At 54.2% G+C, this 8,223-nt stretch carries 9 protein-coding genes and 1 pseudogene; all 10 read right to left on the reverse strand.

What is annotated here, in order from left to right; genetic code table 11:
* Positions 1-70 precede the first annotated feature (70 nt).
* Complete coding sequence (locus HMPREF3138_RS09945; RefSeq protein WP_070558981.1) at positions 71-2,095, reverse strand: ClpP-like prohead protease/major capsid protein fusion protein; 2,025 nt, start codon at positions 2,093-2,095, stop codon at positions 71-73.
* Positions 2,037-3,548, reverse strand: coding sequence for a phage portal protein (locus HMPREF3138_RS09950; RefSeq protein ID WP_070558983.1), 1,512 nt, complete (start codon positions 3,546-3,548; stop codon positions 2,037-2,039). Before HMPREF3138_RS09950 ends, HMPREF3138_RS09945 begins: the two co-directional genes overlap by 59 nt.
* The gene (locus HMPREF3138_RS09955) at positions 3,545-3,760 is read right to left on the reverse strand and encodes a hypothetical protein (RefSeq protein ID WP_033646499.1); all 216 of its coding nucleotides are present in this window, start codon (positions 3,758-3,760) and stop codon (positions 3,545-3,547) included. The genes HMPREF3138_RS09950 and HMPREF3138_RS09955 overlap by 4 nt, the downstream gene beginning before the upstream one ends.
* On the reverse strand, positions 3,757-5,868 hold the full coding sequence (locus HMPREF3138_RS09960; protein WP_070558985.1) for a phage terminase large subunit family protein: 2,112 nt from the start codon (positions 5,866-5,868) through the stop codon (positions 3,757-3,759). Before HMPREF3138_RS09960 ends, HMPREF3138_RS09955 begins: the two co-directional genes overlap by 4 nt.
* Positions 5,858-6,367, reverse strand: a complete 510-nt coding sequence (locus HMPREF3138_RS09965) for a DUF1441 family protein (protein ID WP_043138219.1) — start codon at positions 6,365-6,367, stop codon at positions 5,858-5,860. Before HMPREF3138_RS09965 ends, HMPREF3138_RS09960 begins: the two co-directional genes overlap by 11 nt.
* Before the next feature lie 357 nt (positions 6,368-6,724).
* The gene (locus HMPREF3138_RS26270; protein WP_139145140.1) at positions 6,725-6,991 is read right to left on the reverse strand and encodes a hypothetical protein; all 267 of its coding nucleotides are present in this window, start codon (positions 6,989-6,991) and stop codon (positions 6,725-6,727) included.
* Between the two features lie 64 nt (positions 6,992-7,055).
* Positions 7,056-7,349, reverse strand: a complete 294-nt coding sequence (lysC, locus tag HMPREF3138_RS27070) for an Rz1-like lysis system protein LysC (RefSeq protein ID WP_230122570.1) — start codon at positions 7,347-7,349, stop codon at positions 7,056-7,058.
* Positions 7,240-7,620: a DUF2570 family protein gene (locus tag HMPREF3138_RS09970; RefSeq protein ID WP_070558987.1), complete on the reverse strand. Its 381-nt coding sequence runs from the start codon at positions 7,618-7,620 to the stop codon at positions 7,240-7,242. Before HMPREF3138_RS09970 ends, lysC begins: the two co-directional genes overlap by 110 nt.
* Positions 7,617-8,057, reverse strand: coding sequence for a lysozyme (locus tag HMPREF3138_RS09975; protein WP_070558989.1), 441 nt, complete (start codon positions 8,055-8,057; stop codon positions 7,617-7,619). The genes HMPREF3138_RS09970 and HMPREF3138_RS09975 overlap by 4 nt, the downstream gene beginning before the upstream one ends.
* A pseudogene (locus tag HMPREF3138_RS27075) lies at positions 8,044-8,223 on the reverse strand (phage holin family protein); the annotation flags it as partial. The gene HMPREF3138_RS09975 and the pseudogene HMPREF3138_RS27075, both read right to left, overlap by 14 nt.

Genomic DNA, 8,223 nt, shown 5'->3' on the forward strand with positions numbered 1-8,223 from the left:
TACGGCCCCAGGGGGCCGAATTTCAGGTATAAAAAAAGCCCGTCAGGGCCATAATGATTGCGCGGCTGGCTTATTTGCCGGACGAATACGTCAGGCCGCGGTGATCGATCGGGGCCACGCCAGCGTCAATGCGTACCTTGGTCGCGATACCGTCAGTGTTGAAACCCTCTTGCTGATCGATATATGGCACGTCAACGCCATTGAGATACGCAACCTCGATGGTGTCGCTGCCCTTGGCCGATGCCAGATACCATGCGGCCGGATCCGCGTCGTCAAGGCGCGCCTCGCCAATCACAGAGGCAAAGTTTTGGATTGGGTTGATAATGCCGGCGTTAATATCTGCCCCTTTCACACTAGCCGACTTGATAGTCTGGTTGGCAACTGTCTCCTGCGCCGTCGGTACCAGCAGGAACGCAGGACGAATATTCAGCGAACGACCGGTAGTCGGTTCTTTTTGCGTACGCATCAGCTGACGGGCTTTATCCAGGTTTGCCACATCAATGGCGCCGGTTGTCATGTTTTTGTGGTCGGCACTGAACAACTTTTTACCGTCGGACATGACTTTGTTGTCCACCAGCACGGCATAGACCAGATCGCCGATCGTTGCTTTCGCCGCCCGGCCCATCTTCATCGGTACATCGGTCAGCTGATTGAGATCGTCGTTAATGATGGCCTGGCGGGTGATAGGGAAGATCTCACCGTAGGTCGCCAGCGCAATTTTTTCGCCACGATCACCGGTGGTGACGTACTTATATTCGGCACCTTCACGCACCTGGCGCAACGATGGGAAACCGCCCAGTCCCACGCGGGTTGCGGTTTTAAAGTCGGAAAGCTGGCCTTTCTTCGTCCACTGTTCAAACGTTTCGTCGGCCTCTTCCCAGCCCTGCAAAATCGACTTGTTTGCCACATCCAGCAGAATGTTGCCGAAGTCGGACGTGCTGTGGGTCAGCGCCAAACCGACCATTTGAACCGGGTTTAACGCCGAAACGCTGATGCCACGTTCGGTCAGCGACATACGAGCCAATTCACGCAGCGTCATACCGTTATAGGCGTTGCTGTTGTCACGCTCTTCATAGCCGGCACGCGCCATCAACATCTGCCGGACACTATCGCCAACAATGTTACCGTTACCGATATGCGCTTGTGCGCCGTTCGCGGTTTTGTCGGACGGGGTAGTCCCTTTGCCCAGCATTTCCAGCAGCTTGTCTTTTGCCGCAGAGACGGTGCAATCCAGATCAGCGATGCAGCTGGCCTGCAGCTCCTGATGCTTGCCGCCGAACATGGCAAACAGGTTATTGATGTCGGTCACGCGGGCCTTTTGCTCTGCCACCACCTGCGCGCGGATCGTAGCAGCATCCACGGTATTTTCGGGTACCGTCGGGGCTGGTTGTGGATTCGGCTGCGGTGCAGGCGTCGTGCTATTACGCGGCGGGGTGATCAGGTTACGGATATCATTTGGCATTTTTTCAAAATCCTCAATGCGTTTGGAATGAATACAGGTCATGGCCTGCAGAGAGGGGGTGACCTGATCAGCGAAACCTAAAGCGAGGCATTCTTTGCCATCCATCCAGGTTTCATCGTCAAGCATGGCGGCGATTTCATCCGCCGACTTTCCTGTTTTGGCGACATAGGCCGGGATCAACACGTTCTCGACCTTATCCAGCAAGTCTGCGTAATCCCGCATGTCGTTGGCGTCGCCGCCAGCAAAGCCCCATGGCTTATGGATCATCATCATGGTGTTTTCCGGCATGATGACGGGATTGCCAACCATCGCGATCACTGACGCCATGGAAGCCGCCAGACCGTCAATATGTACAGTGATCGCAGCGCCATGATTGCGCAGGGCATTAAAAATGGCGATGCCGTCAAAAACATCGCCACCCGGAGAGTTGATATGCAGGTTGATCTGAGTAATGTCACCCAGCGCCTGCAAATCTTTAACAAACTGCCTTGCCGTGATCCCCCAGTAGCCGATCTCGTCATAGATATAGATATCGGCAGAGCTGTTGGCCTTGGCCTGCATGCGAAACCAAGAGTTATTTCTTCCGGCGTTCGCTTTGGGACGACGACTCGCCCTGTTTCGTTGCTTCGGCACTGGTGCCTCCTTTGTCGTTGGCGGGATCGGTATCAAACACCAGCCCCAGCTTGTTGTTTTCGTCAATTTCAGCTTTGCGCCGGAGCTTCACCTCCGCCGGATTGGCGCCGCGAGAACGGATCCAATCACTTTCAGTGGCAGCGCCGCCTCTCACCTGAACTTTCCAACCATTGGCCTCTTTCAGCGGGTCAATCCACGGCATCACCGGGCCGCTATACACGGCGTTAAACAGCGATTTCTGATCGAGATCAGCCGGGGTTTTTATCACGCCAGAGGTGATCGCCATCTGCAGCCAGTTTCGGTAATTCGGGCGAGAAATCGCTGCCACAAACGAATCTTGCAGGATATTGTACCCCTCGAATGACTCCACCAGCTCTTGCCGTTGGGAGGAGTAGGTACCGTTATAATCCCGCGCGATGCTGGAGTAGCTGCCACGACTACCGGCGGATACTGCCCGTAACTGCCCATTACGGAAGTTTTCAAGGTTGGGATTAGGACGATCCGACTTAATCATGCCGATTTCTTCACCCGGCTGAAGCCCGTCATAGAGAATGCCGGGGACGATATCCATTTCACGATCATCATCAGGTGAGTTATCCCCATCGTAAGACTGCCCATCCCCTTTTTTTACGTACATGCCAAGCGCAGCGGCAATACGGGCTGCGGTCAATTCAGCATCCTCGTAATCCTTCAGCGCACTGAGTCGGATAAGGATCCCGGAAAGCAAGCTGTTACCCCTGACCTGGTGCAAGCGACGCACAAATTTCAGGTGCAGCATGTTCTCTGCTGCGATCTCTTTGACATTTCCCAGGGCAATGCCCGACGTGATCAGAGATTTGTAAACCTGATATTTTTGGGGCCGGCCCCAGTTATTAAGGAAAATCCCCTGACAAAGCCCTGCACCACTGTCATTGCTGTCCAGCGGCACAAAATCAGGCTCCAGGGCTTCCAGCCAAAACGGCACGCCGGCCTGCGGGGTCAACCCGGCCACTTTTCCCTGAACCATCTGGCAGAACACCTCGCCGTCCCGCAGCCAGGTGCGTGCCAACAACCGCTCCATTACCGGGCGGGTATATTGCCCAGTGACTTCCGGCGCCACAGACCACTCCGCCCATGCGGCTCGAATCTCCTTGGCCAGATCATCCGCTACCTCGCCAGTTCGCAGCAGTGGCTGAGGCTCAACGATGATCCCGCGCGCACCGACAATGCGTTCCTCCATCTTGTCCAGTAAGCCGATCACCAGATCGTGGTTGTTATCCAGCCAGCGCGCCTGCTCTCGCAAGGAGCGGCCACCAAACTGCGTCAACTGATTAGCGTTACGGTTTTCTCTGCGTGCCTTATGGGTTCGAGTCGGCATTACCGCCTCATAGGCAGCAATTTTATAGCGGGCCTGCAACCGACCAGCTTTCCATGCCGGCGAGAGAATGCCGATCACATCATCGATAAAACTCATGGGAACCTCGCCACTTTGTACATCGGCCGCCCGCGGCGCGATGCGATCAGATCGCTTAGCCTTCGCTCCCAGTACGCCCGCCCTTTGCGGATTTCTGACAGGCTTTCCATCGTCATTGATTGGCCGTTAAACGTGATCGACTTCCCCTCCAGAACCGCCTTTTCCGCAGCCACGTAGCCCTGGATCATGTTTTCGATATCGGCCTGATTCATAGCCACCCTCCTGAAGAATTAATAGGCGCCCACGCCGACGTTTTATTTTCAGCGCCGGCGGGATCTTTTGGTTCTGTTTCACGTACTGCTTTTGGGCGGAATACTGGTTTTGTTGATGGTAACGGGGAGGTTGAATATTCAAAGGGTTCTGCCCACGGTGGCGGCTTCTCCCATTTGATCTTCTCGTAACCTCGCAAGATCACCAGCGCCTGTGCGTAAACCATCAAGTCGAATGCTTCGTTGGCGCCGCGGCCCGGCTTCTTCCACTTTCCATCTGGACTGCGCTCTTCGTACGTAAGCTCGTCATAAAACCATTCGCCGATCCAGTCGGGAAAATGCACAAAGTTAGCCCCCGGCGTACCGCGCAGCAGCGCGTTATTAATCCGGTCTTTCAACGCGTTGGTTTGCAGAAGATAAAGCGGCACATCCCCGCGTGCTTGCGCGCGCCGGTTTGAACGTTCTGTATTATCGGGGAATGTTTTACTTATCAACTTGCTGCGGGCTTGGCTGTCGCCCTTGAAGAGATAAACGCGTTTCTGCACACCATCCCGGCGGCATTTGCGCCAGAATTCGTACGCATTGCCCGTTACACCGTCCTCACCGCCGGAGTCAACGGCCATGGCCAGTACAGGCATTTTTACGTTGGGGTCTTTATCCAGTGGCCAGCTTTTATCCAGTACATCCGTGCGCAATAAGTCCCAGTCTTCAAGATAGGCGGCCGGATCAACCGGCAGGCTTTCGCCGTTCTTATCAAAACGCATCGACTGCCTGATATTGTAGCGATCCACCAGCCAGCGCTCGCCATGAGCGCCATATCCCATGACCTGCACGACAAAACGACGATTTTTACCGCCCTGAACATCCACTGTTGCCACGAGGAAGCGAACCCCTTCGGGAACCGCGCGCTTCGTGACAGGCTCCGCCCGTGCCATCAATGCATCCGATTTTCGCTGTTCGGTTGCTGACTGCGGCAGATAAGGCAAGCCCCAGTCTGTATTGATGATCGCTTTCAGCGTTTCCTCGCTGCCATTGGCTTCAAAGTCCTGCTCAGCCGTCAGCAGTTTATAAACCAGCTGTGCCCAGGTTTGATACGCCGCCGCCGGCCCTTCCATCCAGAATGAGGCGATGCGCGATCGCCGCGGCTCGCCATAACGTTCACCGTTTGCCCTGATTTTCTCCCCATCTTTCAGCCACACACCGCGGCCGTTCAGTTCACGCTTTTGATTTGCGGTTATCCGCCCGGCACAGTGAGGGCATTCCATATAGGCTGCCTCGCTGGCCACGACCGGATCGGTATGTTCGCGAAACCCCGTCATGTTCGCTTTAACAGGCTGGAAGAACTCACCACAATGTGGGCATGGCCAATACCAGCGGCGGCGATCGCCACGATTAAACAGCGACAAGATACCGGTTGTCGGCGGCGCTTCATGCAACGAACTCGGCCGCCATTTCCCATCTGTGATCTCTCGCCCTGGTGAGCTTTCCACCAGTGTCATGCCCGAGGACATAAACGTGGTAGTTCGCTTCGATGCCAGTGAGAAACCATCCCCTTCCCCATCAATATCATCCGGCCAGCGGTCATAGTCCGTCAGGGCTACAAACCGATAATCCGAGGATGACATGATGTTGACCGATGGCCACCCGATCTTCAGGTAGTTGCCAGCCCGGAATGTTTTATCGTGGACGTTATTGTCGTTGGTTCGGGGACTAAGACGCTGTGCAACTTCCTTGCTGACACGAAACGTCCTGTCGAGGCGCTTTTTGGAGTGCTCGCGAGCTTTCTCTTCGGTCATCTGAATCAGTAGAAAATCAGCCGGGTCGCAGACGATGGTATAAACGATCCAGCCGTCAATAAGCCCTACCGTTTTCCCTGTCCGCGCCGGGCCGACAAAGACCACTGCGTCATACTCGCGCGATGCCAGGCAATTCATCGGCTCAATAATATACGGGGTGAGCGTCGCATCCCATGGAAGCGAACTCCCGGCGCCCATTGGTACCCGCATATACTTGGCAACAGCCTGCGCCACCGGCATGCGCCGTGGCGGTTTTAGTAATGTGGCCACTTCACGACGCAGGGCGCTGGCCGATGCGTAACAGTTAGCTATCATCGTTTTCCCCCTCCACTGTCACGACTTCCGCAGCCAACATTTCCCGCATTTCGTCTATGGCGGCCTGAGCTTCAGCTATCTGATCCGGGCGCCAGCCCCGGTCACGCTCCAGCTTATCTGGCCAGGTATCCAGCACCTGCGAAATTGCCTTAACCAATAAGGCCATTTCCCGGTGTGCCTCTGATGCCGGGAGCAGCTGTTTAAGCGACTCCTCAAGCTTGATTCGTTCATTTTCCGACTGGTACCAGTCCTTGCGGTCTTTCGGCCCCATCTTGTTCGGATTCTGAAGATCTTCAATATCGGCGGGCTCGGGCGCGCCAAACAACACTGGCCCCACGTCTTTAAGGGCATAAACAGGGTTGCCTTTCACCGTGCCGGCGATCGGCGTATTAGCCTCAAGCAGCCGCTTTCGCACCGTGCCGCGGTTCAGCCCAAAAGCTTCAGCAATCTTCGCTACGCTCCAGTTGTAGGCGTCCCCCAGATTGCTGATGTTGGACATTGACACCTCACGTTGTCAGGTGAAGTCACGATTTATTTCGTTAACTCAAAGGGTTGCAAGCTGGTCAGATGACAGTGCCTTTTCGATTTTGTCACCTGATTTACATTTTTATATCTATATATCAAATAGTTATTGCACCTGCTGCTGACAGCATGAAAACTCAAAAACTAGCCGTTTTCCGCGAGGTCGCCGCCCCGTGGCTGGGGTACCCCCTCGGGAGTACCTTTTGCATTCACCTTGCGTGCAGGCATAAAAAAACCCGCCGAAGCGGGTTCAGTCATTTCTTGCTGTTGGCCTCTGCCATTTGCTGGTATCGCGAGTCGTTTGGCCCTGAGAATGTGATGTTTAGCGCTCTACTTATAGCTTAATTTCACTCAAATCCCACTGCTCATCAGGGCGAATCAGCAAATCATTAGCAAGCACAGTATTACCATGAATAACAATCATTCTTTCAGAGATATCTTGAAGAGATTCAACTCCAGAGGTATTAATCACAGAACATTTATCCCCGTTGTTCGTAACACCGGTAAATGATAACCCTGTGTTTATCATGTAAACTTTATCATTGCTTGGATCCTTACCAACAAGGCCCCTTCCTTTGATTAGTTTAACTTTTAGGTACATATGATCCCCTCGATTTTGATGGAGGGAATAGGGTAATAGCATTTATTTTTTTTTAAAGAGTTTTCTATGGTGCTCGATGAGTGCCTTCTGCAGAATTTTGTAAATCCACGGCTTGTCGCCAGACGTTGAGCGTCTCCACTTGACCGGCGCAGATTGATAAAGCTGTTTTCAGTGACAGCGTGTAGCTCACCGCGTCGCCCCAGGTGTCACCCTGCAGGATTGGCTGCTCGCAGGGAGTAAACACGGATTCAGGGGGCAACAGGACGATTTGCTGTGGTGCCGGCGGCGTTCTGCTGCAGGAGCTCAACAACAGCGGCAGGCATAGGACTATTCCCACATTTACTGCCTTTAAGTGCATCTCGCAATTTCCTCTGGTAGGTTTCCTCGCGCTGGCGTAGTAGCTGTTCTCTTTGTTGTTGCTCCGCTGCCAAGGCTCTGTTCTTCCGGTCTTGTGCTTGCAGTGTTGAGATCAGTCCTGACTGCTGCGCCAGCGTCTTTTCCTGCTGCTTAACCTGCTCACCGGCCTGTACTGCGTTGCTGTGGAAGTAAAACGCCAACCTTCCGGCAACAATCAACGCCACTAGCAACAGGCCGATCGCCATAGTGCGGAAGCTGAATGAGGTGTTCATGACAAAAACATCTCGCGTTCTGCTGCACGGCGCGCCACCAGACCATCAAGCCGTTTACCTCCAGCATTCACCCACCGCCCGAATTGGTCTGCTGCGCCTTGCTTATCGCCATCGTTCAGCTTTTCTAGAAGCGTGGATGTGCTCAGCGACCGCAGGCCGAGGTTATACGCAAAGCTCACCAGCGCGTCGAATTGGCCCTGTGTGATGAGCACCTTCACCAGTTGATTAACGCCCTGCTCATACTGCACAACACCGCATTTCAGCAGCCGATCGGCAGTGGCCTGATCTATCTGCATTCCGGGGCCGACTTTCTTACCGTCTACCGGTTGCGTCCATCCGTAACCAATCGTCCAGACGCCAGCTGAATCCTGATAGGCTTTCAATCGCAGGCCTTCGAAGCGCTTGATCAGCTCAATGCCGCTTTTACTGATATTCATTGCTATCACTCGCTTTATTCAGGAATCGACGCTCCAGCGCCTTAATCAGTGACGCACCTGACCAACCGGCCATGCCACACACGCCACCCATCACTTCTGACGGCCAGTCGTAATGTAGGGCGATCATCACCATAGTTAACCCGGCGAAGATAGAAACGAAGAGCTG

It is taken from the genome of Serratia sp. HMSC15F11, from assembly GCF_001808215.1.
Lineage (GTDB): Bacteria > Pseudomonadota > Gammaproteobacteria > Enterobacterales > Enterobacteriaceae > Serratia > Serratia nevei.

Coding starts and splice junctions, on each gene's coding strand:
- HMPREF3138_RS09950 (WP_070558983.1), bottom strand. CDS start 3,548: ATGAGTTTTATCGATGATGTGATCGGCATTCTCTCGCCGGCATGGAAA.
- HMPREF3138_RS09955 (WP_033646499.1), bottom strand. CDS start 3,760: ATGAATCAGGCCGATATCGAAAACATGATCCAGGGCTACGTGGCTGCG.
- HMPREF3138_RS09960 (WP_070558985.1), bottom strand. CDS start 5,868: ATGATAGCTAACTGTTACGCATCGGCCAGCGCCCTGCGTCGTGAAGTG.
- HMPREF3138_RS09965 (WP_043138219.1), bottom strand. CDS start 6,367: ATGTCCAACATCAGCAATCTGGGGGACGCCTACAACTGGAGCGTAGCG.
- HMPREF3138_RS26270 (WP_139145140.1), bottom strand. CDS start 6,991: ATGTACCTAAAAGTTAAACTAATCAAAGGAAGGGGCCTTGTTGGTAAG.
- lysC (WP_230122570.1), bottom strand. CDS start 7,349: ATGCACTTAAAGGCAGTAAATGTGGGAATAGTCCTATGCCTGCCGCTG.
- HMPREF3138_RS09970 (WP_070558987.1), bottom strand. CDS start 7,620: ATGAACACCTCATTCAGCTTCCGCACTATGGCGATCGGCCTGTTGCTA.
- HMPREF3138_RS09975 (WP_070558989.1), bottom strand. CDS start 8,057: ATGAATATCAGTAAAAGCGGCATTGAGCTGATCAAGCGCTTCGAAGGC.